Annotated in this window: 20 protein-coding genes; 6 read left to right on the forward strand and 14 right to left on the reverse strand. The window is 70.1% G+C overall.

Annotated elements, in window-relative coordinates:
* Positions 1-130: 130 nt before the first annotated feature.
* Positions 131-559 (forward strand): IS200/IS605 family transposase, encoded by a 429-nt coding sequence (gene tnpA, locus KUM40_RS09770; RefSeq protein WP_217165159.1) that lies wholly within the window; start codon positions 131-133, stop codon positions 557-559.
* A gap of 532 nt (positions 560-1091) precedes the next feature.
* Here tnpA and eis read toward each other — a convergent pair.
* The 8 genes from eis to KUM40_RS09810 form a co-directional block, all read right to left on the reverse strand.
* Positions 1092-2258, reverse strand: coding sequence for an enhanced intracellular survival protein Eis (gene eis, locus KUM40_RS09775; protein ID WP_217165161.1), 1167 nt, complete (start codon positions 2256-2258; stop codon positions 1092-1094).
* Between the two features lie 9 nt (positions 2259-2267).
* Positions 2268-2798, reverse strand: a complete 531-nt coding sequence (locus KUM40_RS09780; protein ID WP_217165163.1) for a MaoC/PaaZ C-terminal domain-containing protein — start codon at positions 2796-2798, stop codon at positions 2268-2270.
* Positions 2795-3640, reverse strand: coding sequence for a CoA ester lyase (locus KUM40_RS09785; protein WP_217165165.1), 846 nt, complete (start codon positions 3638-3640; stop codon positions 2795-2797). Before KUM40_RS09785 ends, KUM40_RS09780 begins: the two co-directional genes overlap by 4 nt.
* Before the next feature lie 7 nt (positions 3641-3647).
* Positions 3648-3878 carry an acyl carrier protein gene (locus KUM40_RS09790; RefSeq protein WP_217165167.1) on the reverse strand — a complete coding sequence of 77 codons (231 nt, stop codon included), beginning with the start codon at positions 3876-3878 and terminating at the stop codon, positions 3648-3650.
* A complete protein-coding gene (locus KUM40_RS09795) occupies positions 3868-4875 on the reverse strand; it encodes a beta-ketoacyl-ACP synthase III (RefSeq protein WP_217165169.1) in 1008 nt (335 codons plus the stop codon). The genes KUM40_RS09790 and KUM40_RS09795 overlap by 11 nt, the downstream gene beginning before the upstream one ends.
* Positions 4875-5897: a 4-hydroxy-2-oxovalerate aldolase gene (gene dmpG, locus KUM40_RS09800; protein ID WP_217165171.1), complete on the reverse strand. Its 1023-nt coding sequence runs from the start codon at positions 5895-5897 to the stop codon at positions 4875-4877. The genes KUM40_RS09795 and dmpG overlap by 1 nt, the downstream gene beginning before the upstream one ends.
* Positions 5898-5910: 13 nt before the next feature.
* Positions 5911-6780: an acetylating acetaldehyde dehydrogenase gene (locus KUM40_RS09805; RefSeq protein ID WP_217165173.1), complete on the reverse strand. Its 870-nt coding sequence runs from the start codon at positions 6778-6780 to the stop codon at positions 5911-5913.
* A gap of 75 nt (positions 6781-6855) precedes the next feature.
* Complete coding sequence (locus tag KUM40_RS09810) at positions 6856-7647, reverse strand: 2-keto-4-pentenoate hydratase (RefSeq protein WP_217165175.1); 792 nt, start codon at positions 7645-7647, stop codon at positions 6856-6858.
* 189 nt (positions 7648-7836) lie between these two features.
* On the opposite strand from KUM40_RS09810, the gene KUM40_RS09815 reads away from it, so the two are divergent.
* The gene (locus KUM40_RS09815) at positions 7837-9210 is read left to right on the forward strand and encodes a hypothetical protein (protein ID WP_217165177.1); all 1374 of its coding nucleotides are present in this window, start codon (positions 7837-7839) and stop codon (positions 9208-9210) included.
* Between the two features lie 2 nt (positions 9211-9212).
* Here KUM40_RS09815 and KUM40_RS09820 read toward each other — a convergent pair whose 3' ends face one another.
* Positions 9213-9953, reverse strand: a complete 741-nt coding sequence (locus KUM40_RS09820; protein WP_308401105.1) for an NUDIX domain-containing protein — start codon at positions 9951-9953, stop codon at positions 9213-9215.
* 216 nt (positions 9954-10169) lie between these two features.
* Positions 10170-11558: a substrate-binding domain-containing protein gene (locus tag KUM40_RS09825; RefSeq protein WP_217165181.1), complete on the reverse strand. Its 1389-nt coding sequence runs from the start codon at positions 11556-11558 to the stop codon at positions 10170-10172.
* 251 nt (positions 11559-11809) lie between these two features.
* On the opposite strand from KUM40_RS09825, the gene KUM40_RS09830 reads away from it, so the two are divergent.
* Positions 11810-12775 (forward strand): arabinan endo-1,5-alpha-L-arabinosidase, encoded by a 966-nt coding sequence (locus KUM40_RS09830; protein ID WP_217165183.1) that lies wholly within the window; start codon positions 11810-11812, stop codon positions 12773-12775.
* Positions 12776-12814: 39 nt separating this feature from the next.
* Here the strand turns inward: KUM40_RS09830 and KUM40_RS09835 are convergent, their stop codons facing one another.
* The 4 genes from KUM40_RS09835 to KUM40_RS09850 form a co-directional block, all read right to left on the reverse strand.
* Positions 12815-14026, reverse strand: a complete 1212-nt coding sequence (locus KUM40_RS09835; RefSeq protein ID WP_217165185.1) for a helix-turn-helix domain-containing protein — start codon at positions 14024-14026, stop codon at positions 12815-12817.
* 183 nt (positions 14027-14209) lie between these two features.
* Entirely contained in the window at positions 14210-15157 is a 948-nt protein-coding gene (locus KUM40_RS09840; protein WP_217165186.1) for a hypothetical protein, read from the reverse strand.
* A 44-nt stretch (positions 15158-15201) separates the two neighbouring features.
* Positions 15202-16830 (reverse strand): DUF6801 domain-containing protein, encoded by a 1629-nt coding sequence (locus KUM40_RS09845; protein ID WP_217165188.1) that lies wholly within the window; start codon positions 16828-16830, stop codon positions 15202-15204.
* 164 nt (positions 16831-16994) lie between these two features.
* Positions 16995-17627, reverse strand: coding sequence for a hypothetical protein (locus KUM40_RS09850; RefSeq protein WP_217165190.1), 633 nt, complete (start codon positions 17625-17627; stop codon positions 16995-16997).
* Positions 17628-18283: 656 nt separating this feature from the next.
* Here KUM40_RS09850 and KUM40_RS09855 point away from each other — a divergent pair.
* From KUM40_RS09855 to KUM40_RS09865, 3 genes are read left to right on the forward strand one after another with little or no spacing between them, the layout of a single operon-like run.
* Positions 18284-19354 carry an ABC transporter ATP-binding protein gene (locus KUM40_RS09855; RefSeq protein ID WP_217165192.1) on the forward strand — a complete coding sequence of 357 codons (1071 nt, stop codon included), beginning with the start codon at positions 18284-18286 and terminating at the stop codon, positions 19352-19354.
* A complete protein-coding gene (locus KUM40_RS09860) occupies positions 19351-20115 on the forward strand; it encodes an ABC transporter permease (protein ID WP_217165194.1) in 765 nt (254 codons plus the stop codon). Before KUM40_RS09855 ends, KUM40_RS09860 begins: the two co-directional genes overlap by 4 nt.
* Before the next feature lie 6 nt (positions 20116-20121).
* A complete protein-coding gene (locus KUM40_RS09865; protein WP_087791077.1) occupies positions 20122-20928 on the forward strand; it encodes an ABC transporter permease in 807 nt (268 codons plus the stop codon).
* Position 20929: the final 1 nt, after the last annotated feature.

The raw sequence follows: 20929 nt of genomic DNA on the forward strand, positions 1-20929 counted from the left end.
CAGTGATCGGCCAGCATCGCGGCGAGCGCAGCGGCCTGGCCCACGGTGGGCCGCATGAGGAACTTGTACGCACGGATCATCCAGCCCACCCCCTTCCGGTCGGGCCCGTCGATCATACTACGCTTGGTCTATGTCACCACGCTGGGAACCAAATACCGATATCCGCCGGGGTCGCCACGTCATCCACAACCTTCATGTCCACTTGGTCTTCGTGACCAAGTACCGGCGTGAGGTCTTCAACGACGAGATGCTGACGCGCTGCGAGGAGATCATGCGGAACGTGTGCACGGACTTCGGCGCGGACCTGACCGAGTTCAACGGGGAGGGCGACCATGTCCACCTGCTGGTGCACTACCCGCCCAAGGTCGCCCTCTCGAACCTGGTCAACTCGCTCAAGGGCGTGTCCTCGCGCTACCTGCGCCAGGAGTTCACCGGCCGCGTCAACCGCTTCATCATGCACGGCCGGTTCTGGTCCGGCTCCTACTTCGCCGGATCATGCGGCGGAGCTCCGCTGTCGATCGTCCGTCAGTACATCGAGCAGCAAAAACGTCCGTCGTAACCTGCGGGTCAGAGCAGGTCAGAGCAGCCCTGAGATCGGATTCCCTCCCCGCCCAAAGGCGGGGATTCCCTCCGAAGAGAGGGATGGCGGGACAGAGCGTCCAATCTCTCCCCATCACCCCCCCAGATCGATGCCGATCGCCCTCGCCTCGCCGCCGAACCGGCGCCGGAGAAGAGCCGCGCCGGGGACCCTTCCCCCACCCCCACCAGCCGTCACCCGCCGAGACGGCCCGGCGTGCATGCGAGGCGCTGGTGCGCACCGCCCACGCCGGGTGCCGACGCAGCGGGCGGCTGATCGCAAACCCGGCTCGGCCACCCGTCTTTCCGGGCCGCCCGCTCGCTTCTCACCCGTGCTGGAGCGACCCGAATCAAGGGTCGGCCGTAGGCCGATCGCCGAAGGCGACGCGCAGCGCCCTTTACTCGGGTCGTGGAAGCACGACACTGGCAAAGAAGCGGGCGGCCCCCACGGCCACTTCGCGACGTACGTTTGCCGACAGGAGAGGCGAGGTGGCACAGGGCAGCCCCCGTGGTTGCTAGAAGTGGTCGGGCAGCCAGGGCTCGAACTGTGTCGTGCTGCGGACGAGGGTCGCGAGTGTCTTCTCCGATACGGCGTGGACTCCGGCCAGGCGTGCTGAGGTGGTGGACCGGTAGCCGCCGGCGTACCAGACCGCGAGCTGGTGCCGTGTAAGGGTCACCTGTCCCTGAACGTGGGTGGGGACGATCTCGGCCGTTCCAGCCTTGATCTGGAGCATCCACTTGCCCCGGTCGCCGACCTCGTTCTCGATCTCGATCGGTACGGCGGTGGTGAGGTCGCCCGGCCAACCGCGGAGCCGGATGGCCTCGGGGAGGTCGAGGATGCGGAGCATCCAGGGGTGCCAGGCTTCGGCGGTGGTTCGGTGGTGGCGGAGTCCGTGGAGGAGGGTCGGGCAAGGGGGGAGGGCGCCGCGCCGGAAGGTGATAGTGCGGGCGCGGGTGTTGTGACGACCGAGGAAGGCGAGCATGGCGGCGGCGGCTGGCTGGCTGGCGGCCCAGAAGTCGTGGACGGTCAGGCTCGTACCGTGGCGCTCGTGCCGTTTGGTGGTGAGGCTGAGCAGGCCGGCGGTGGGGTGGCCGGGCTGGGCGAAGCGGTAGGTGGTGAGGTTGCTCTTGTCCTGCTTCCACCGGGTCCACCAGGTGGGCCGGTGGACGGGGCCGTTCCACTGGCGGGCGAGGTCGCGTTGGAGAGCTTCGGCTTCGTCGGTCAGTCCGTGCTCGACTTCGAAGTCCTCAGTGGTGAAAGAGCGCTTGAGGTCGTCGGTGGCCACAGCCCAGGCGAGAACGTTGGTGGGGGCTTCCCATCCGAGGCGGCGGGCATAGCCGGTGGAGGAAGTGCTGATCGTGGAGATCACGGCTCCGCGCTCGATCAGAGGGCGCAGCCGTTCGGCCGTCATTTCGGTGGCCAGGTGCTCGCCGCGTTCCTCGGGGGCCACGCAGCCGTCGCCGAGGCAGGCGCTGGGGACGGGAGCGCCGCCGAAGAACTGGTCGACGAGGAGGCCGAGGCCGCCGGCGACGACCCGGCCGTCGCGGACGGCGACCTGGAGGTCGGCGTGTTCGCACAGGTGGGTGATGTCGCCGATCGGGTGGCCGTAGGCGCGGGTGGCGAGCTGGTCGTATTGCTCCCACCGGCCGTCATCGGCTGGGGCGAAGGTCAGTTGGTTCATGGTCCGCCTTCAGTAGTGGGTGGCGTCGCGGGCGGCGTCGGCGTCCAGGGGGACGAGGAAGGCGCGGGTGAAGGTCAGGACGCTGATGCCCGCCTGGTTGTGGGCGGTGGTGTGGCAGGTGATGACCCCAGTGTGGGGACGGCTCTCGCAGGCCCGGCGGGTGAGGATCTTCGTTTCGGCGTACAGGGTGTCGCCGATGTGGACGGGCGCGGTGAAGCGCACGTGGTCGACGGCGAGGTTGGCGGTGGTCAGGCCGCTGATGCTGCGGACGGTCATGCCGGCCACCAGATTGAGGGTGACGCCGGAGCAGGCCAGGATGCGGCCCCACTCGGTCTGGCTGCTGTAGTGGGCGTCGGTGTGGATGGGGCCGACGTTGCCGCTCAGGGCGGTGCCGAGGAGATTGTCGACTTCGGTGACGGTCCGGCCGGGCCGGTGCTCAATGACCAGGCCGGGGGCGAGTTCGGGGTAGGAGAGGCCGACGCTCTCTCGGATCCTGTCCTCACCGATCTGTCGGTAGCCGTGGGGCAGGCCGGTGCTCATGACGTACGGTCCGCTTCCGCGACGAGAGTGCGGGCGGCGTCGAAGAAGGGGGTGCCGCGCATGTGTCCGTCCACAGTGGTCACCGTTCCGCCACTGGCGTCGGCGGCTGCGACGATGGCGCGGGCCTGGGCGATCTCCTCGATGGTGGGGGTGAAGACGTCGTTGATCACTTGGACGTGGCGGGGATGTACGCAGCCCTTGCCGTAGAAACCAAGTTCCTTGGCCCGTTCGGCGTCGCGGCGCAGGATGCCGGGGTTGTCGAGTTCCCAGGTGGGGGCGTCGACGGCGAGGATGTTCGCGGCGGTGGCCGCGTTGATGAGGGCCGAGCGGGCGTAGTGGAGGGCGTCCCAGCCCAGGCCGCAGTGGACGGAGGCGGCGTAGTCGGCGGAGCCGAAGATGACGCCGTCGAGCCGGGCCGCGCGCATGATCGCGGGGAGGGTGTCGAAGGCACGGGGGCTTTCGATCAGCGCCCAGATGCCGGGGGCGTAGTCGTCGGTGTCGAGCGCGGCGGCGACGAGTTCGATGTCGCGGGGGGATTCCACCTTGGGGACCACGATGAGGTCGGGCCGGGCGGTGTAGACGGCGAGGGCGACGAGGTCCTTGATGCCGTGGATCGTCGTGAGGCTGTTCATCCGGATGCCGCGGGTGCACGGCGGGTCGGGGAGGGCGAAGAACGACTCCGAGGCAGTGCGGGCGGTCTGCTTGTCGGGGAGGGCGACGGAGTCCTCGATGTCGACGACGGCGACCGCGGCGCCGGACTTCTGTGCGCCGGCAAAGCGGTCCCTGTGCAGGCCGGGGGTGATGATCCAGGCCCGCCCGGGCCGACGGCTGGTGCTGGTCATGGGGTGGTCACCTTCCGCTGCGCTTGCTGATGATGAGGAGGTCGAGCCGGCCGAGGGTGGTGGCGTCCTTGATGTCGCTGTCGCTGATGTCGATGCCGTAGCGGTCGGTCAGGAGGACGGACAGTTCGACGACGGCCAGGGAGTCGAATCCGGCGTGGTCGAGGCTGGCGTCGTCGGTGAGCCGTTCGGCGGGCAGCTTGAGGTCGTCGGTCAGGATGTGGACAAGATCACCGGTCATGCCCGGCTCCTTCCGGAAGGTGGGTGAGGGGGAGGTCTGGCCAGATGAGGGTGGTGGCGCCCCAAGTCAGTCCGGCGCCGAATGCGGTGAGCAGGGTGCGATGTCCGGGCTCCAGGCTGCCGTCGGCGGCGGAGCGGGCCAGGAGCAGGGGGATGGACGCGGCGCCGGTGTTGCCGAAGTCGCCCACGTTGCCGAGCTGGTGGTCGTCGGGGACACCGAGGTGTCGGGCGACGAACGAGGTGATGCGGCGATTGGCCTGGTGCGGGATCAGACGGTCGATGTCTGTAACGTCCCAACCGGCGGCGGTGACAGCTTGGCGGGAGGCGGTGGACATGCGGTCGACCGCATGTCGGAAGACGTCGGCTCCGTCCATGTGCAGGGTGCCGGAGCGGGAGGCCCGGATCAGGTCGGCGCCGGTTCCGTCGCTGCCCAGGACCACCGGCCCGAGCGCTCCGGCCTCGTCCGCGCTGCCGCGGCGCAGCACCACGGCTCCGGCGCCGTCACCGAACAGCGGGACGGTCGTGCGGTCCTCAGGGTCGGGAAGGGAGGCGAGACGGTCGGCGCCGACGACCAGGACGGTCCGCGCGGTGTCGGCGGCGATGAGCCCGGCCGCGGTGGCGAGGGCGTAGAGGAAACCGGTGCAGCCGGCCGCGAGGTCGTAGGCGGGAACTCCAGTCAGCCCGAGCCGGGTGGCCACGGCAGGTGCGGTGGCCGGACAACAACGGTCCGGGGTGGTCGTGGCCACCACCGCGGCCTCCACCGTGACCGGTTCACCGTCGGCGAGGGCCTGGGCCGCCGCACGGACGGCGAGGTCGGTCGTGGACAGGTCTACTCCGGCGACATGCCGTTGGGTGATGCCGGTCCGCGAGCGGATCCACTCGTCCGTGGTGTCCAGACGTGCGGTCAGGTCGGCGTTCGTGACGATGTGCGGGGGCAGCGCCGCGCCGACTCCGCAGATCACGGCTGCCCTTGCGGCGGCCTCGGATGCGGCGGTCATCAGGTGGCCGCCTTGAGCTGCCGGGCGACGTCACCGATCAGGTCTTCCTGCCCGGCGACGACCTGCCGCTCACCAAGGGCGAGGAACAGGTCGACGGGGTCGACGCCTTCGGCGTGGGCGATCTGCTGGACAGGCCGCCTGAAGCCGGAGAACACCCCGGCGAGCCCGCTGGCCACGGCGGTCGAGTCGATGGCCGACGGGGCCTTCATCAGGCGGTCGGCGGTGATGTCCGCGGCGGTCAGAACCTCGCGCAGACCGATACCGGTCTCGATGCCATGGCGTTCGAGAACGGCCACGAGGACTTCGAGCTGAGTGTTGCCGGCCCCGGCGCCGAACCCGCGAGCGGTCGCGTCGATGACGGACGCCCCGGCGTCCACGGCGGCAAGGCTGTTCGCCACGGCCAAGCCCAGGTTGTTGTGGCCATGGAAGATGACCGGCACGTCGACGGCGCTGGCGACGGCGCGCACCCGCTCGGTGACGTCGGCCGGGAGGTAGTGGCCTGCAGAGTCCATGATGCCCACAGCCTGGGCGCCGAACGTCGCCATCAGGGCGCACTGTTCGGCGAGTTCGTTGGGTCCGGTCATGTGGCTCATGAGTAGGACGCCCTGGGCTTCGGCACCGAGGTCGCGGGCAACGCCGAGGTGACGTTCGGTGACGTCGGCCTCGGTGCAGTGCGCGGCGATCCGTACGACGTCGGCGCCGTGGTGGACGGCGGCCACCAGGTCATGGGAGGTGCCCCAGCCGGGGGCCATGAATACGGCCATCCGCGAAGAGGTGAGGGCCTCGCGGACGATGGTGAGCATCGTGGCGTCGTCGAGCGCGGCGCGGCCGATCTGGAGACTGGAGGCGCCCAGGCCGTTGCCGTGGCCGACCTCCACCACCGGCACTTTGGCGGCGTTCGCGGCGGTGGCGTAGGCGCGGAGCTGGTCGGCGTCGAGCTGGTGGCCGACCGCGTGGTGGCCGTCGCGCAGGGTCGGGTCGTGCAGGAGGATCCGGGACCGCTTGCGCGGGGGTGTGTCCATGGACGGGTTCCCTTCATCGGGAGGTGGCGGCCGACTGCTCGGCGAGCAGGACGGCGGCGGCGTTGATGATGTCGACGCTTCCGGCGTGGCGGGGCAGGCGGCTGCCGGAGGCGGTCACCTCCACCGCGACCGAGATCCGGCCCGGGGCCACGGCAAGGGAGGTCACCTTGTATCCGGGCGTATAGGCGCGCACGGCCTTGGCGGCGGTCGCGATGCTCGTGCGGACCGGTGCGGCACGGATGTCTTCTGCGAGGGCGGTCATGGCCACCCGGAACGGCGGGGCGGGACGGGCGGGGCTGAGGTTGACCATCACCTTTGCGTCCGGGGCGGCGGTGAAGGTCCGGATCGCGGCGGAGGTGGTGGCGATGTACTGGTCGAGGTTCAGGCGAGTGGCCCGGCCGGCGCTCGCGCTCGCCCCGGTGGAGACCACTTCGATGTAGGTGGGGGTGCAGCGCTGTGCGATGGCGTGCAGGACCGGAATGGCCGCCTGCCCGCCGCAGCTGACGAGGTTCAGGTGCCGGTGGGTCGCCGCCCGGTGGCTGTTGACGCCCGGGACGATGACCGTGCCGAGTCCCGTGGGGGTCAGGTCGATCAGCGTGGTGCCGGTCGGGCGCAGCGCGGCCCAGTGCTCGGCGTGGCTGTCGGCGTTGGTGGCATCGAAGACCGCGTCGAACGGGCCGCCCTCCACCACGGCGTGAATCCCGCCATCGGTGGCCGGGTGGCCCATGGCGGCCGCCCGACGCAGTCCCAGACTGTCCCGGTCGCGGCCTGCCACCAAGGCCAGTTCCAGCTTCGCCGACCGACGGATCTTGTCGGCGAGGTCGATCCCGATCAGGCCCGCGCCGAGTACGGCGACACGCAGACGCTGTCCATCCGTAGCCATCGGCCGCTCCTTCGTCCAAGGGGAGGGGTGGTGCATGAGGGGTGCGGCGCCGGGGTCGGCACCGGGCTCCGAGGATCAGCACACGTGCAGTTCGACCGGCGGCAGATGCGGCGAGCGGGCGCGTACCGTGCTCCGGACTTCCAGAGGGAGGCTGGCGTGCACGGCCCCGGCCAAGGCCAGCTGCCCGGCGCGCAGCCGGTCGCCGCAGTGGTGGAGCCGACCGGCGAGCCAGACCAGGGCACGGAGCGGGTCCCCCAGGACGGCACGGCCCGCTCCGGTGACCACCGCGGAGCCGTCGACACTGACGACCAGCGCCTCGGCGGACAGGTCCATCTCCGCACTCAGCGGCACCATGGACCCGGTGACGACCCGAGCGCACGACGCGTTGTCGGCGATGCTGTCCGCGATCGTGATCCGCCAACTGGTGAAGCGGGTGTCGATCACTTCCAGGGCGAGGAACACCTCCTTCACCGCCGCCCGTGCCTCGTCCTCGCTCACGTTCGGGCCTGCCAGATCGCAGCCGAGCCGGAACGCGATCTCGGCCTCTACCCGCGGCTGCATCAGCACCGAACGGGCCACGGCGCTGCCGGTAGGGAGCACCATGTCGTCCAGCAGAACGCCCCAGTCCGGCTCGTCGACGCCCATCTGCTCCTGCATGGCCTTGGAGGTCACCCCGGCCTTGTGGCCGACGACGCGGGCGCCACCCGCGATCCGCTGGGTGACCGCCGCCTTCTGCACCCGGTAGGCCGTAGCCAAGGGCAGTCCCGGCCGCCGCGCGGTCAGCGCCTCGATCGGCACCTGCTCGTACTCCGCCGCGAGCAGAGCCGACGCCGAGGCGGCGATCCAGCGATCCTCCTGGTCGTCCATGGCAATCCCTCCTCGGGGCATGGGGCATCACATGCGGTTCGCGGATGTGGGCACAGGAGCAGATCCGGGGGCGGCACTGGTACCAGCCGCCGGGATCTGGCCTGATGGAGAGTCAACCGGCGTTCGCCGCACAGCGGTACCGTGTCGGGCAGGCCAAGCGGTATATCGCGTATATCCGGACAGGTGCTCATGACCACCCGTATGCCGAACATCCAGCTCAGCGCGCTTGTCGCCGAATCCGGCCTCACCTACGAGGCGCTGGCCAAGGCGGTCTGCGCGGTCGCCGCCGAATGCGGCACACACTTACGCACGAACAAGTCCAACGTCGAGCACTGGCTCAGCGGATCCGTGCCCCGCGGCGACACACCCCGTTACCTTGCGGTCGCGCTCTCCCGACGCCTGGGATGCCTCCTTACCCCCGCCGACCTCGGCTTGCTCTCCCCACCAGAGGCCGAAAATGACACCATCGGGCTGTCCCTCGGGAGCGACCCGATGGATGTTCTGCTACCGATGTGGAGGTACGAGTTGGACCGCCGCCGCTTCCTGACGGCCTCCGCCTACTCCGTGGCAGCCGCAGCCCTACCCCTCAGCCACCTTCAGGACATCGCCTCCCGCACCCAGGCCGCTCGCACCGGCCACATTGTCGGCATGGCCGAAGTCGCCGCCGTCCGCGACATGATCCACGCGTTCTCGGAGATGGACGAACGTCACGGCGGTCAACACGGCCGCAGCGCCCTGGTCACCTACCTCCGCGATGACGTCGCCTCGCTGTGCCGGGCTCGGTTCCGTACTGACGAAGCCCGCCGGCAGATGCTCTCCGCCGCCGGCCGAGGCGTCCACCTGCTGGGCTGGAAAAGCTACGACGCGGGTCAGCAGGGACTCGCCCAGCGCTACTACCTCCAGTCCTACGCCCTGGCCGCCGAATCCGGACTGCGCGGGCACGACGGATTCGTGATGCGCACGATGGCCATGCAGGGCCTCAAGCTTCACCGCCCCGAGCACTGCCTGGGCCTGGCCGAGACCGGCCTGTACCGCGCCAAGGGGCGGGTCGACGCCCAGACCGAAGCCCTCTTCCGCGTCGTCCACGCCCACACCCTGGCCAAGAGTGGCAAGCGCCGCGCGGCCCTCGCCGAGGCCGAACACGCCCGTACCCTGCTGACCGCCGCTCCCGGCGACGAGGTGCCGTTCTGGGCGCTGGCCTGGGGCCCACCGGCCGCGTCGGTGTACTCCCGCACCGCCAAGGTCCATGAGACCCTGGGAGACCACCGGGCCGCCGCCGAGCAGTACGCGCTGGCCGCCACGGCCCGCCCGGCAGACACCTACGCGCGCATCGTCGCCCTGGACCTGGTCGCGGGCGCCGAGATGCACCTCAAGCGCGGCAGCATCGAGCAGGCGTGCGCCACCTGGCATCGGGCCATCGACCACATGGACGGTGTCCGCTCCGTCCGTACCCGAAAGGCGGTCTCCCGCATGCGCGGCGACCTCGCACGCTTCCGGTCCCGTGGCCTGCGGTGCGTGGCCGAGCTCGACGAACGGGGACGCGACCTCCTCTCCGGCGTCTGACCTCAGCGGCACCCGGAGAAACGGCGGACGACCGGCTCCAGGTAGTCCGCGTGCGGACCGGCCAGAACGGCCAGTTCGTCCGGTGAGCGCACCAGAGCGATGCCGTCGAGTTCAGGTTCACGGCCCTGGGCGCGCTCGACCGCCGCAGCAGCGGTGAAGTCCGCGCGCAGCGTCGCCTCGGGAAGGGCCGGTGCCAGGTAGGTCAGGCCGACACTGCCGTTCTCGCCGCGCGTGACCACCCACAGCTGCAGGTCCTCGAAAGCCAAGCCGATCCCCAACTCCTCTACCAGCTCCCGCGCGGCCTGGCCGGCTAGTGCCGACTCGTCCAGTCCCGCCTCGCCCCGGGGCGGCTCCACCGATCCCCCTGGCAGCTGCCAGCGGCCCGGGGCGGCCGTGGAGGGCGACATCCTCGCCACCAGCACACGGCCGTCGTCAGTCGGCTGGACGACGTTTACGAACAACGAGGGCAGCGCAGTGGCACCAGGAACGCGACGCAGAGCGTAGTGCCGGTAGGTCACACGCACCCACGACAGACGCAGGACGCGCGGCCCAGTCCACTCCAGCCCCCCACACGCCACCACAGGCCCGTCGAAGAGAGAGGGGTTGGCCCGCACTGCCATGTCCCACACCCGGTCCCGGGCCTCAGCGTCCCGGGGCGGCACCGGCGGCTCCGCAGCTTCGGCCAGCAAGACCCGTTCAGCCTCGAAGAGGGCAATGCCCGCGGGGGGCAGCGTCTCGGTCACCGGCCCATCGTAGAACCCACTCCGACTCGCGTCCCTCGCCGTCCGGCGTGACTCGCCGACCACCTGGGAGAACGCGGGCCGCCCCGCACCCACTGTCAAGATCATCTCGTAGCGGCTTTTGGGCTCACCTTGGATTGGACTCGAGACAGGGGCCTGACGCGTTCGCCCCGGGCCTTCGAAGGATCCGTCGTCGCCGACGTAGGAGGCGCGTGGCCGTCAGGACCCGCTCGGCCGGCACAGCAGGGGCTTGTCCAACTCCGAGCAGGGGCGGTGGCCCTCGGCGCGGATGATGTCCTTGCCGACCTCGTTGGCGAGGTAGCGCAGGAAACCCGCGGCGATCGAGTCGGCCGGCGGTTCGCCGTAGGTGTAGGCGATCTCCGTCTGCCAGTACGGGTACGCCCCCTGGTCGGCGCCCTCCAGGGTGGCCGGCAGCGGCTCGCCGTCCAGGACCTGTTCCTGGAGCGTGGTGCGGGTGCCGGAGCCCGGATTGCGGCTGACGAGGTGGACGGGCAGGTCGTTGCCCTTCACCTGGTTCCAGTTGGTGATCTCTCCCGCGTAGAGGCGCCTGACCTGTTCCAGCGACAGGTCGCGGACCCCGGCGTCCTTGTTGACCACCAGGGTGAACAGGGACAGGGCGACCGGTCTGGGCAGCAACTGCGGGCGGCCGTCGGACTTGGGGCCGTCGCTGAACGCCAGCCGGTCTCCCAGGCCTTGTCCCTCTTCGGGTGCTGCCTTCCCGCCCGCCGAGGCGAGGGCGTCCAGGCCGGGGACACTGCCCTTGAAGGAGTTGTCGGTGAACGGGATGCGGGCGCCGGGGCAGGTCTTCACGTACTGCTCGGCGGCACGCTCCAGCACCGGCTGGAACGCGGTGGAACCGGACAGGTGCAGCGTCCCCTCGGCGCAGTCCAGCGGCGCTGCCCGGGTGTCGTCGTCCCGGACGAAGGTGGACACGGACTGGGCCGTGCTGACCAGCACCAGCAGGGCGAGCAGCCAGCGGACCGGGCGGGAGGCGAAGGGGTAGTACTCGGTCCTCTTGATGGTCCCGCCGCGCACCCCTCCGACGATGCCCGCGGTGATCTCCGGGCCGGGGAGGTCGTCCCCGACGGCGCCGGTGACGCGGTCCAGGACCGCCAGCACCTTGTAGTGCGCACGGCGGTTGAGCTTCACCTTGGGGAGGGTGATGACACCGTCCGTGGCACCGAGGCCCTGGGTCCCCGGTTCGAAGAAGTCGCGCAGCACGGGGTGGCTGCACTCCGTCACGACCATGCCGACCACGCGGCGGCCCGGGAACGCCGCCCGTATCCCCACCGGGTCGTCGGCACGGGCGACGTAGTCCCCCTCGACGATCGGGGTCCAGCCGACGTTCTCGATGCGCAGCAGCACGACCGACGGGTCGGCCAGGCCGACGCCGTCCCATTGCATGCTCTGGAGCACCCCGGCCGCCGGCCCGGGGACGCCGGAGCCCGAGTCCCGGGCGCTGGTGTCCATCTGGACGCGGTAGCCGAGCCGTTTGCGGCCGGCCAGGAAGAACTCCCACAGGGCGGCGGTCACGGGCACGGCGAGGCCGAGCACGGCGATCAGCGATTCCCACGGAACACCGTTCATGACCCGACTCCCCCGACAGGACGCACATGGATGGGGAGGCCATGCTGTCCGGGACGAAGCGATCGCGGGAACAGGACTGCTGACCTTCCGTCAGAAGTTCACCGGTGTGTCATCCGGGGCACGGGGTGTTTCCCGGACGTTGGTTGCCGTCGCTGTGCGGGCCATTGACGCGCAAGGGGTTCGATTCTACGTTCCGTCCGAAAAGACGATCGTTGTTCGAGATATGGAACAGGAGCGTCCCCGTGAGCCGCATGCGCAGACGAACCGCACTCCTCGCTCTCCCCGCCGCCGTCCTGCTCGCCCTCGTCCCGACCACGGCGTCGGCGTACCCCGACCCGGGCCGGGTCACCGGGTCCGTCGTCACCCACGACCCGACGATGATCCGCACCTCGTCCGGGCAGTACCGGCTCTACGCCACCGGCGGCGGCATCAGCAGTAAGACATCGACCGACCGCACCGCCTTCTCCGCCGGCGCGGACGCCTTCGGCTCCCGGCCCGGCTGGTGGTCCCGGTACTCCAGCGTCCCGGAGGCCTGGGCGCCGGACATCTCGTACCACGGCGGCAAGTACCTGATGTACTACTCGGTCTCGTCGTTCGGCTCCAACACCTCCGCCATCGGGCTGGCGGGCTCCACCACCGCAGCGCCGGGCAGTTGGAGCGACTACGGCATCGTCTACACGTCGGGCTCCGCGAGCGACTACAACGCCATCGACCCGAACCTCTTCGTCGACGACGACGGCACGTGGTGGCTGTCCTTCGGCAGTTGGTGGACCGGCATCAAGATGATCCGGATCGACCCGGCCACCGGCAAGCAGCTCGCCTCCGACACCGCCCGCCGCTCCCTCGCCTCCCGCCCGACCGGGACCAAGGCCGTCGAGGCCCCGTACATCGTCAGGCGGAACGGGTACTACTACCTCTTCGCCTCGTACGACACCTGCTGCGCCGGCACCAGTTCCACCTACAAGGTCAAGGTCGGCCGGGCGGCCGACGTCACCGGGCCCTACCTCGACAGGAACGGGGTGTCGATGATGAACAACGGCGGTACGCCGGTCCTCGAGTCGCACGGCAGCGTCATCGGACCCGGCGGGCAGTCGATCATGAACGACGTGGACGGCGACCTGATCGTGTACCACTACTACGACGGTGACGACCACGGCACGCCCAAGCTCGGCATCAACCTCCTGGACTGGAGCAGCGGCTGGCCCGTCGCGTACTGACCCGCGCGACGGCCGAGGCGGTCGCGACGGCCGCGGCGATCACTCCGTGTCGTCGTGGCCGCGCAGGTGGAGCGAGCGGAGGGCCACCTCCATGGCGAAGCGGTGGTCGGGGTCGGCGAGGCGGTCGCCCAGGTAGGAGTCCAGTGTCCGCAGGCGGTAGCGGACGGTCTGGGCGTGCACGCCGAGCATCTCGCCGACCTGTTCCGCGGGCGCCCGGGTGGAGACGTGGACCCGGAGGGTCTCGACGAGCCGGTCGCGCCGCTTGGCGGGTAACTCGTCGAGCGGGGCCAGTTCACGCGCCGCGACCCGGTCGACGAGGGCGGAGTCGGACAGCAGCCACAGCGTCGTCAGGTGATCCTCGCAGCGGACCAGCGGAGCGTCGGGTATGACATCGTCGTCAACGAGCTGCAGCACACGGCGGGCCCAGCGGACGGAGTCGGCGGCCTGCGCGATCGGTACGGTCAGGCCCACCGCGGCGCGGGTGCCGGCCAGGGCCGTGCGGATCATGTCGAGGCGGGCGGGGGTGAGGTCCCCGGGGACGAGCAGGTGCGGCTGCGGTATGTCCAGGTCGGCGAGGACGTCCCGGTCGAGTGCCGCCTGGATGTGTTCCGGCACCGGAGCGTGCAGGGCGACGAGGAAGCACGACCGGGGCAGCTCCCAGGCGGCGGCCTTGCACAGTTCGGAGACGGTCGCATGCGGCAGCGGTGAGGCGGCCAGCAGCAGGTGCAGCAGTTGTCTTCGTAACGCGGACTCCTCGGAGGCGGCTCGGTCCCGTACCTCCACGTACCCCTCGCGGGTGACCACCTCCAGTTCCTCGACGTAGGCGAAGAGGGCGTCGGCGAAGGCGAGGATGAGCGTGGGGGAGAGGCTGAACTGCCGTCCCAGTGTCTTGGCCCGGCGCAGGGTGATGCGGGCGCCGAGCCGGTAGGCGCTCTGCAGGACCTCCAGGTCACGGCCCTCGTAGGCCTCCACCCGGCCGAACCGGCGCAGCAGTTCGTCCCGCAGTTCCGAGCTGCTGGCGGGGTCGGCCACCCGGTCCACGAAGGCGGTCAGTGCCTGTTCGACTCCCTGGCGGATCGCGTCCCCGTCGGGGCCGTTGAGCAGCCTGCCGTACACCGGGTACGCGCGGGTGACCTCGGTTCGTATCTCGTTCAGCAGCCCCGGGAGCAGCGGGCGCATGAAAGCCGCGAACTTCTTGGGGAGGGGGTCGAGCGGTTCACCGAGCACCGACGGACGCGCGATTGAGGGCATGAGTGTTCCCTTGGTCTGCGACATGTCCGGTGGGGTGGCCGGCCGGGCCCCGCCTTCGTCGGGCGGAGCCTGGACCGGTCCACGGGGTGTTCACCGGCTTGGCAAGCCGACGGTAAATCAACTTCTGTGTGATGTACATCTCTTGGGGAGGAAACGTGCCACAGTTGTGTGAGTGCGCGGTCGTTACTTGACGGCGGAGTGCCAGTTCTCCGCCAGGACCTTGCCGGCGTCGGGGACGACGGTCCCGGGTGCGTTGAGGCCGGTGAGGTGGGTCTGTGTGTTGTCGAGGGTCACGCTGTTGTTCCCGGCGGCGGAGGGCAGCCCGGTCTTCGCGTTGACCGCCGCGTTGATCAGACCGACGTTCAGGCCGCAGCCGGTGGCGCCGGGCACCGCGAAGGTGCTGTCGTTCTGGGTGGCGCCGCTGAGGTTGATCCGGCTCATCTCGCCGGCCGGGTCGGTGGTGCCGTCGCCCTGGAAGAAGGTCATTCCGAACGCCGGGTAGGTGCGGTTCTCCGGGCGCAGCACGATCGGGTCGGCGAGCGTTCCGATGTAGCAGTTGTCGCCGAGGAGCGGGTTCTCCAGGTGAATGCGGACCGGCAGGGCGACGATGGGCATGTCCGTGAGGACCCCTGCGGTCTGGTCGAAGGCGTAGGGCGCGCCCGCGGACTCCATGGTCGCGGTGATCTTGTTGAGGCTGGAGTTCTCCAGTGACTCGCAGATGCCCGTGATCACGAATATGTCGCTCGGACACATCAGGCCGAGCAGCCCGCCGGGCACGGCGGCGGGCTCGGCGACCAGCGCGCCGGAGGCCGGCGCGACCACGCTGCTGGTGCCGTCCGCGTTCTGGACGACGCCGATCTGGAGGTTGGTTCTGCCGGTCGTCACGGTGGTGTCGCCCAGCTTGATGGAACCACTCGCCGAGGTGGACACCACACACTGCGGGGTCTTGTCGAAGCCGTCGGCGGCCAGCATCGCCGGGGCGTCCACGGGGCAGCGGGTGAAGGGGGCCCACTCGCCGTTCAGGGCGGGGTCGGCGGCGGTCGCCGTGCCCAGGGAGGCGAAGGCGCCGAGCGCGGTCAGCGCGGAGACGGTGGCGAGGCGGGTGCGGGTGCGGGTGGAGATCGGGGGCATGGCGGTGGCCTTTCGTGGAGGCTTCCGGGATGGGGTGGGGCGGCTCAGCGTTCAGCGACCGGGATCTGGTAGGGCTGGAGATCCTTGGTGCACTCGCCCTTGGTGTTCGGGGTCTGGTACACGGGGTTGGCGATCGAGCACGTCTGGCCCTGGACCTGCTTGATGAAGTTGCCGGGACCGGAGACGGAGGCGGTGAGCAGGCGGTCGAGATCCTCGACGTCGGTGCCGCAGCCGGTGAAGGCGGGGACGGTCGTCTCGCCGGACAACACGCCGCCGGTGAGGAGCAGGTAGCCGGTGGCAGGCTGGCCGAGGAGCTGCTCGCCCCGGCCGTACACCACGACGTGGTCGCCCGGGAAGTTCGCCGGGTCCGGGTCCTCGGAGGTGAGGGACGTCTCGGTCCGGCACTCGGAACCGACGTCCAGGGGCGTCCCGTTGACCTCGAGATCCAGCACGTGCAGGACCAGCGGGGCCCGGACATAGGTGTCCGTGGTCGTGGAGAAGTCGGTCAGGCTCAACTTCACGCGGGAGTCGATCCGCATCGTGCCCGTCTGCTCCAGCACCATGGTGGCCTTCACCGGGGCGAAGTCGAAGGACAGGAAGGTCGCTTCGAAGGGCGGTGTCTGCTTGCGCTCCTGGTAGTGGAAGTTCGCGTACGACACGGTGTCGAACACCAGGTATCCCGGCTCCGGGGGACCCGGCACGGGGATGCCCTGCTCGATGAGCACGCAGGACGGCGGGAGGTACGCGGCGCCCTTCACCTTGTTCACGTTGGCGTAGCCGGTGATGTAGGCGTTGAGCGACACGTCCGTGGGCGGGTGCTGTTCGTCGTAGCGGCAGGGCGGGACGTCGTCGCGGTCCGCGGCGGTGCCGGGGGTGTTCTCCAGCACCTTCGGTGACCGCTCGGACTGCCGTTCCCGCTGCTGGTCCCCCTGTCCGTCCCCCTGTCCGTCCCGTTGCCCGTCCTCCGGCGCACCGGACGTCTCGGCCGCTCCCGACGAGGACGGCGAACCGCTCGGTCCCGACCCGCCGGTGCCGACCGGGACGGTGGCCAGCAGCCCCTGGTCCGGCGCGTCCTCGGCCAGGGTGCAGTCGACGGTCAGCGAGCCGGGGGCGGTGGCGGCGCCGGGGTCGCTGACGGCGGGGTCCGCCGCCTCGAGGGCCAGGTCGACCGCGAGGGCGCCCGCGGAGAACGTCAGGTCGCCGTCGCCGCGGCCGGCCACCGAGGGGACGTCGCCCTTCGCGACCAGCGTCAGCGGCCCCGACTCGGGCAGCGCGACCGGCTCGGCGCTGCCCCGCCAGGTCGCCGTGGCCGTGGCCGCGTTCTGGGCGACGCCGACGGTGAGCCGCGTGGCCGCCCGTATCCCGGTCGCGTCGAGCGCGGTGAGGTCCGCGACCGCCTCCTCGGGCAGCTCCACGGTGGTGGTGACGCCCGAGGGCGTGAACGCCTCGCCCACCTCGGCCCGTTCCGGGAAGTCCGCCGAGATCCGGACCGTCGCGGGCAGTTGCCCCGAGGGGAGGGCGCAGACGTAGGGGAGTTCGGCCTCCACCTCCTGGGTGCCCGTGGCCGAGGCGGTGGTCGGGATCAGGGCGGCGAGCACGACGAACGCGGCGGTCGACGTGGTCCGGACCCGGACCCTGAGTGGCCGCGAGGCGGCGGTGCGTTGGGCTTTCATGCGACTCCGCTCGGACGTGGCGTGAGGGCGTGCGGCGTGAGGGCGTGCGGCGTGAGGACGCGGCGCGTGACGGCGCGGTGGGCCCTGCGCCGCGTGAGGCCGCGGCGCAGGGCCCGCGAACGCCCGGCCGGGGTGCCGGCCGGGCGGACGTGCGCGGGTTGCGGCTACGGGTTGGAGCCGACGATGGTCGGGATGGTGTCGGTGCCCGTCACCTTGACCGCGTAGTCGCCCTTGAAGGTGGGCTGGGTGTCCTCCGTGACGATCGCGCCGCAGTTGACCGGGTTGCTGACCACCAGTTCACCGGCGACGCTGTCGACCGACAGGATGCCGGTGGAGTTGGTGTAGGTGGCCGAGGCCTGGCCCGTCACCGTGAAGCCGCAGGCGCCGGCGGTCACGTTGGCCGTGACGTTGCCGACGTAGCCCGTGGTGACGCCCCCGGCGGCGTCGTAGTCCTCCGCGACGACGTCCCAGGGGGTGACCGACGTGGTGGTGACGTTGCCCAGGACGCTGGTGCACGGCGAGGCGGACGTACCGAAGTTCATGGTGTCGATGTCGGCGACGTCCCCCGGGTTGCCGGTGGTGCTCGCCATCGTCCCGGCCGCGTCCGAGACCGTACAGGTCATGGGGATGGTGGCGGTCAGCACGATGTTGCTGACGTTCGTCGCGTCGAACAAGGCCGGCGACGGGCTGACGGTCCACACCGTGGAGGGCGCCGCCGAGGCGGTGCCGACGGTGAGGCCCAGTGCGGCCGCGGCCGCACACGCCATGACAAGTGTCCTGCTCGTGTTCTTCTTCATGACTCGGGACTCTCCTTGAGGGTTGACCGGCGGAGAGCCGTGACGTTACTCGTGGGAAACATAGCCGAACAATGCGGCAGTCCATGATTCTTTGAAATGTGGAACAAGCTGTTTCCGGCGTGAGTGATTCGAGGTTCGTCTTAGTCACGTGCTGCCAAGGTCGAACCGTACGGCCGACGGTGGTCCCAGCTCCGCGCCCGGCACCCGTATCGGGGCTGCGATGCTCACCGGACGACAAGTTGCCGGCAGGTTTTTGTGCTCTTCCTGACAGGTTCCGGATGGCTGAAGTCGGCTTCCCGGAAAACTCCGATTCCGGTGTTGCCCGCCGAGGTTACTCGGCCGTAACGTGCCGTTGCAGTGCTCGGTTCCAGGTCGGTGGCCCCCGTCGGCCGGAGCCATGACGGACGCTTTTCGGCCCTCCCTTCCATCGGGCCGGGGTGTCCGTCGGCGGGGTCCCGCGGGATCCACACCCCCCGGAACCGCGTGACCCCGCCCTGTCTCCCCGGAGACAAGTGCGGGGCGGGCAGGTTGTCTGCGCGGTGACAAGTTCCACCGGGGCGCCAAAGATCCGTGCCGCACCCGTTGTCAGTGCGCTCCGTGCCGACTTAACGTGCGGGCCCGCAGCGCGTATCCGAATGACGTCCGCTGGAGGTGATATGGGAATCGAGGTAGTGGTCGAGGGTCTGACCAAGTCCTTCGGTAAGCAGAGCATCTGGCGGGACGTGTCACTCACTCTTCCGGCCGGAGAGGTCAGCGTGATGCTGGGCCCGTCCGGCACCGGTAAGACGGTTTTCCTGAAGTCGCTCATAGGGTTGCTCAAACCCGAGCAGGGCCGTGTCCTCATCAACGGAGTGGACATGGTGAACAGCCCGGAAAGGGACATCTACGAGACCCGTAAACTGTTCGGTCTCATGTTCCAGGACGGCGCCCTCTTCGGGTCCATGTCCCTTTTCGACAACATCGCATTCCCGTTGCGCGAGCACACCCGCAAGAAGGAGTCCGAGATCCGCCGCATCGTCATGGAGCGCATCGAGGTCGTCGGGCTGCTGGGCGCGGAGGGGAAGCTTCCGGGAGAGATCAGCGGAGGCATGCGCAAGCGGGCCGGACTGGCCCGCGCGCTCGTCCTCGACCCGCAGATCATCCTGTGCGACGAACCGGACTCCGGGCTCGACCCGGTCCGCACCGCCTACATCTCCCAGCTCCTCATCGACCTCAACGCGCAGCTCGACGCGACGATGCTGATCGTCACCCACAACCTCGACATCGCCGCCACCGTGCCCGACAACATGGGGATGCTCTTCCTGCGCGAGCTGGTCACCTTCGGCCCGCGCGAGGTGCTGCTCACCAGCGACGAGCCGGTCGTGGCCCAGTTCCTCGGCGGCCGGCGCGAGGGCCCCATCGGGATGTCCGAGGAGAAGGACGCGGCCACCCTCGCCGCCGAGGCGGACGCCGCCACCGCGACCTTCTCCGCCGAGCCCGACGCGCCCCGGGTCATCGTCCCGCAGTTGGAGCCCTCGCCCGGCCTGCCGCCGCGCCAGGCCGTCGTCCGGCGACGTGAGCGTGTCATGGGCATGATTGACACGCTGCCGCCCGCCGCGCGCTCCGCCATCCGGGAGACCTACGCGAAGGACTCCGCGGCGGCCACCGCGAAGAACTCCGAAGCGGCCACCGCGAAGACGTCCGAGGCGACCACCCTGCGGATGCCCGCCGCCGGGAGCGGCGCGTGATCACCGGCGCGCTGCGGCAGACCGGCCGGCTCTTCGCCCTCGCCCTCGAGGTCAGCCGCGCCGTCTTCCGAAGACCCTTCCAGTTCCGCGAGTTCGTCGAGCAGTTCTGGTTCGTCGCGAGTGTCACCATCCTGCCCGCCGCCCTCGTCTCGATCCCGTTCGGCGCCGTCATCGCCCTCCAGGTCGGCTCCCTGACCGAGCAGTTGGGCGCCCAGTCGTTCACCGGAGGCGCCAGCGTCCTGGCCGTCGTCCAGCAGGCGAGCCCGCTCATCGTCGCCCTGCTCATCGCCGGCGCCGGCGGCTCGGCCATCTGCGCCGACCTCGGCTCCCGCAAGATCCGCGAGGAACTCGACGCGATGGAGGTCATGGGCGTATCCCCGGTGCAGCGCCTGGTCGTGCCCCGGGTGCTGGCCGCCATGGGCGTCGCGGTCCTGCTCAACGGCCTGGTCTCCGTCGTCGGCATCCTCGGCGGCTACTTCTTCAACGTCATCATGCAGGGCGGCACCCCCGGCGCCTACCTCTCCAGCTTCTCCGCCCTCGCCCAACTGCCCGACCTGTACATCAGCGAACTCAAGGCGCTGATCTTCGGGTTCATCGCGGGCATCGTCGCCGCCTACCGGGGCCTCAACCCGCGCGGCGGCCCCAAGGGTGTCGGCGACGCCGTCAACCAGTCCGTCGTCATCACGTTCCTCCTGCTCTTCTTCGTGAACATGGTGATGACGGCCATCTACCTCCAGATCGTCCCGCCGAAGGGAGGCTGAGGTCCGATGGCCTCCCCGCTCGTCTGGCTCGACCGCTCCGGCGACCAACTGCTGTTCTACGTCCGGGCCCTGCTGTGGATCCCGCGGACCCTGCGCCGCTACCTCAAGGAGGTGCAGCGCCTCCTCGCCGAGGTGGCCTTCGGCTCCGGCGGCCTCGGCGTCATCGGCGGCACCATCGGCGTGATGATCGCGATGACGCTCTTCACCGGAACCGTCGTCGGAATCCAGGGCTACGCGGCCCTCGACCAGATCGGCACGGCCGCGTTCACCGGATTCGTCTCCGCCTACTTCAACACCCGCGAGATCGCCCCCCTCGTCGCCGGACTCGCCCTGTCCGCGACCGTCGGGGCGGGCTTCACCGCCCAGCTCGGCGCCATGCGCATCAACGAGGAGGTCGACGCCCTCGAGGGCATGGGCATCCGCTCCATGCCCTACCTGGTCACCACCCGCATCATCGCCGGCGTCGTCGCCATCATCCCGCTCTACGCGATCGGGCTGCTCTCCTCCTTCCTCGCCTCCCGCTACGTGACGGTCCTGTTCAACGGGCAGTCCCGGGGGACCTACGACCACTACTTCAACCTCTTCCTCTCGCCGACGGACGTGCTGCTCTCCGTACTGAAGGTGCTGATCTTCAGCGTGATGGTGATCGTCGCCCACTGCTACTACGGCTACCGCGCCTCGGGCGGCCCCGCCGGTGTCGGCGTCGCCGTCGGCCGGTCCGTGCGCAACGCCATCGTGCTGATCAGCGTCACCGACTTCTTCCTGTCGCTGGCCCTGTGGGGCGCGACCACGACCGTGAAGGTGGCGGGGTGAG

Origin of the sequence: Streptomyces sp. AC512_CC834 (assembly GCF_019049325.1) — a bacterium.
Lineage (GTDB): Bacteria > Actinomycetota > Actinomycetes > Streptomycetales > Streptomycetaceae > Streptomyces.

Coding starts and splice junctions, on each gene's coding strand:
- tnpA (WP_217165159.1), top strand. CDS start 131: ATGTCACCACGCTGGGAACCAAATACCGATATCCGCCGGGGTCGCCAC.
- eis (WP_217165161.1), bottom strand. CDS start 2,258: ATGAACCAACTGACCTTCGCCCCAGCCGATGACGGCCGGTGGGAGCAA.
- KUM40_RS09780 (WP_217165163.1), bottom strand. CDS start 2,798: ATGAGCACCGGCCTGCCCCACGGCTACCGACAGATCGGTGAGGACAGG.
- KUM40_RS09785 (WP_217165165.1), bottom strand. CDS start 3,640: ATGACCAGCACCAGCCGTCGGCCCGGGCGGGCCTGGATCATCACCCCC.
- KUM40_RS09790 (WP_217165167.1), bottom strand. CDS start 3,878: ATGACCGGTGATCTTGTCCACATCCTGACCGACGACCTCAAGCTGCCC.
- KUM40_RS09795 (WP_217165169.1), bottom strand. CDS start 4,875: ATGACCGCCGCATCCGAGGCCGCCGCAAGGGCAGCCGTGATCTGCGGA.
- dmpG (WP_217165171.1), bottom strand. CDS start 5,897: ATGGACACACCCCCGCGCAAGCGGTCCCGGATCCTCCTGCACGACCCG.
- KUM40_RS09805 (WP_217165173.1), bottom strand. CDS start 6,780: ATGGCTACGGATGGACAGCGTCTGCGTGTCGCCGTACTCGGCGCGGGC.
- KUM40_RS09810 (WP_217165175.1), bottom strand. CDS start 7,647: ATGGACGACCAGGAGGATCGCTGGATCGCCGCCTCGGCGTCGGCTCTG.
- KUM40_RS09815 (WP_217165177.1), top strand. CDS start 7,837: ATGACCACCCGTATGCCGAACATCCAGCTCAGCGCGCTTGTCGCCGAA.
- KUM40_RS09825 (WP_217165181.1), bottom strand. CDS start 11,558: ATGAACGGTGTTCCGTGGGAATCGCTGATCGCCGTGCTCGGCCTCGCC.
- KUM40_RS09830 (WP_217165183.1), top strand. CDS start 11,810: ATGCGCAGACGAACCGCACTCCTCGCTCTCCCCGCCGCCGTCCTGCTC.
- KUM40_RS09835 (WP_217165185.1), bottom strand. CDS start 14,026: ATGCCCTCAATCGCGCGTCCGTCGGTGCTCGGTGAACCGCTCGACCCC.
- KUM40_RS09840 (WP_217165186.1), bottom strand. CDS start 15,157: ATGCCCCCGATCTCCACCCGCACCCGCACCCGCCTCGCCACCGTCTCC.
- KUM40_RS09845 (WP_217165188.1), bottom strand. CDS start 16,830: ATGAAAGCCCAACGCACCGCCGCCTCGCGGCCACTCAGGGTCCGGGTC.
- KUM40_RS09850 (WP_217165190.1), bottom strand. CDS start 17,627: ATGAAGAAGAACACGAGCAGGACACTTGTCATGGCGTGTGCGGCCGCG.
- KUM40_RS09855 (WP_217165192.1), top strand. CDS start 18,284: ATGGGAATCGAGGTAGTGGTCGAGGGTCTGACCAAGTCCTTCGGTAAG.
- KUM40_RS09865 (WP_087791077.1), top strand. CDS start 20,122: ATGGCCTCCCCGCTCGTCTGGCTCGACCGCTCCGGCGACCAACTGCTG.